Source organism: Staphylococcus massiliensis CCUG 55927, from assembly GCF_000298075.1.
In the GTDB taxonomy this organism is placed as follows: Bacteria; Bacillota; Bacilli; order Staphylococcales; family Staphylococcaceae; genus Staphylococcus; species Staphylococcus massiliensis.
Map to the genome: position 1 here is coordinate 1274854 of NZ_JH815593.1, position 2238 is coordinate 1277091.

General features: G+C 29.3%; 1 protein-coding gene, 1 tRNA gene and 1 pseudogene. 1 reads left to right on the forward strand and 2 read right to left on the reverse strand.

The features are described 5' to 3' along the window. Positions 1-69 precede the first annotated feature (69 nt). Positions 70-1314, reverse strand: a complete 1245-nt coding sequence (locus tag A33S_RS0106380) for an aminoacyltransferase (protein ID WP_009385317.1) — start codon at positions 1312-1314, stop codon at positions 70-72. 112 nt (positions 1315-1426) lie between these two features. Here A33S_RS0106380 and A33S_RS11995 point away from each other — a divergent pair. Then, positions 1427-1901 (forward strand): annotated as a pseudogene (locus tag A33S_RS11995) (DDE-type integrase/transposase/recombinase). Positions 1902-2074: 173 nt separating this feature from the next. Here A33S_RS11995 and A33S_RS12460 read toward each other — a convergent pair. After that, a tRNA-Lys gene (locus A33S_RS12460) sits at positions 2075-2166 on the reverse strand. Positions 2167-2238: the final 72 nt, after the last annotated feature.

Here is a 2238-nt window from a genome sequence, read left to right on the forward strand (position 1 = left end):
GAACAAGCCGAAATCTCGGCTTGTTTTCTTTACATAATAAATTGATTATAGGTAATTAATTTGTATAGCTTATGCATTCAAAAATTGATAGATTTTATAAAATACCGGATGTATAGGTTTAATAAAATCACCAATATATTCTTCAATATGTGCACCAAATCCTTTTTTAAATTGTTGCACTCCATAATCATCAGCATCTTTACTAAAGTCTCCTGTAACTCCATAAAAATTATATCTTGGAATTTGATGATCTAGTGCAAACTGGATCATATTCCATTGTAATGCATATGCTCCTTTAAATTGGTAAAAATCAGGGTTTGAACCACTAGAAAGATAGTAAACCTCATCTTTATTATATATATATAAAGCAGCTGCTAAATCTAAGGTATTACCTTCACTATTAATTAAACTTTGTGCTTCTTGAACTTTCTTTTTATTACTTTGAAGTTTTTGTTCTAATTGTTTATGTTTAGATTTACTTTTCTTAGAATTTGGATTTTCTTTAAGCTTATCTTTTATTGTTTCCATTGATTTATTTAATTTCACTCTTGTAATTTCAAGCTGTTTCAAATAATTTTGTAAGTTAATATAAGATAATTTAATCATTGAATTTTGTGGATACATCACTTGAGCTTCTTTAAAAAATTTATAAGGATTCTCTCTGTACTTAAAATTATGTCTTTCTTCAGCCATTTTAAACAACTGATAAAACCGGCCTGTTTCGGATATATCTAATGTAGTTGTTTCAACTCCCATTTCTAAGGATTTCTTGATATTCCGTCGTGTTTGATACTCCATATCTTTCCATATGTTATCTTTACTTTTATTTTTTAAATTCAATACAGACAACCAACGAATCTGACTTTTTTGAGAATAACCCACTGTATATCCTTGATGTTTATATCCTAATTTTGAAAGTTGATTTATTAAATGTGTATTATCAAAAGAATGTAGTATTTCTCCATCTGTATTTCTGATATTTTCTAAAATATACGGATCCAATGATGCAAATAATGTTCTGTGTTTTTTTAAATATTTAGTTAATCCTTTAAAAAAGCAATCAACAAGTATTTTATTATTATAGTCAAGAACCGGTCCCTTATGAGAATAAAAATATTTAAATATTTTTAACGCTCTTGCTTCAGATAGTAAACAAGCACCTATGACCTCATCATTGTCTTTAACTCCAACCAAGTGAACATCATTATTTTCATTTTTACGAAATCGATATTGATCTATAGATTGTGTGAAATGTACTGGTCTACTATGGATAAAATCTTCATATTCTTTTTCTGTCAAAGTTGTAAAATACATATAATTGTCCTCCTAGTTTCTGTTGCAAAGTTAAATTTATAGTATAATTTTAACAAAAAAAGGAGTCTTCTGTATGAACTATTTCAGATATAAATAATTTAACAAGGATGTTATCACTGTAGCCGTCGGCTACTATTTAAGATATGCATTGAGTTATCGTGATATATCTGAAATATTAAGGGAACGTGGTGTAAACGTTCATCGATGCAGAGGGACATACATTAGATATTTGGCTGCGTAAGCAACGAGATAATCATTCAGCATATGCGTTTATCAAATATCTCATTAAACAATTTGGTCAACCTCAAAAGGTAATTACAGATTAGGCACCTTCAATGTCTAAAGTAATTAAAGCTTTTAAACTTAAACCTGACTGTCATTGTACATCGAAATATCTGAATAACCTCATTGAGCAAGATCACCGTCATCTTAAAGTAAGAAAGACAAGGTATCAAAGTATCAATACGGCAAAGAATACTTTAAAAGGTATTGAATGTATTTACGCTCTATATAAAAAGAACCGCAGGTCTCTTCAGATCTACGGATTTTCGCCATGCCACGAAATTAGCATCATGCTGGCAAGTTAAGCGAACACTGACATGATAAATTAGTGATTAGCCATATTTTTTATTTTGCAGTAGAACCTTGAAGAGTATATTGGTGATTTTATCAAACCTTTCAAACCTCTTTTATTCAAATTTTTTATACTTAAAAATAAAATATAAAAAAACTCCAGTTATATAACTGGAGTGTTTTTTAGCGGAAGGAGAAGGATTCGAACCAACGCGAGCAAAAAGCTCCTAATTAATATTAAATATTAATCCCCTTATAGCCAGACTTGGGTATCCTTCCATACAAATACTATATAATGATAACATCTATATAATATTAAGTCAATACAAAACGGCTGGGTTTTTAGGACCC

What these genes read in the sequence shown, in the direction of transcription:
- A33S_RS0106380 (WP_009385317.1), bottom strand. Translation starts at nt 1,314, where the DNA reads ATGTATTTTACAACTTTGACAGAAAAAGAATATGAAGATTTTATCCAT.